At 73.5% G+C, this 347-nt stretch carries 1 protein-coding gene; it reads right to left on the bottom strand.

What is annotated here, in order from left to right; all coding sequences use genetic code 11:
- Nucleotides 1-347: Ig-like domain-containing protein (locus tag SOM26_RS17600; protein WP_320454009.1), on the bottom strand; the 347-nt coding region annotated here is incomplete at both ends.

The raw sequence follows: 347 nt of genomic DNA, 5'->3' as shown, positions 1-347 counted from the left end.
ACAGGGTACCGTTGGCGGCCAGCGTGACGCCGGCGGGCAGACCCGTGGCGCGGTAGCCGTACGGCGCGGTGCCACCGGTGCTGGTCAGCGTCGCGGTATAGGCGGTGCCGACGGTCGCCGAGGGCAGCGGACCCGAGGCCGGTGCGACGACCAGCGTCGGCGCGGTCACCGTGACGGTGACGGTCGCAGGCGCGCTGGTGCCCGAGGCATTGGTCGCGGTGTAGGTGAAGCTGTCGCTCCCCGAATAGCCTGCCGCCGGCGTGTAGCTGATGCCGGTACCCGAGGCGGTGGCGGTGCCGTGGCTCGGTGCCGTAGCAACCGCGACCGAGGTCGCAGCGCCACCCGAC

This window comes from Sphingomonas sp. CFBP8993 (assembly GCF_034044895.1).
GTDB lineage: Bacteria > Pseudomonadota > Alphaproteobacteria > Sphingomonadales > Sphingomonadaceae > Sphingomonas.
This window is presented reverse-complemented; position numbering and strand designations above follow the sequence as displayed.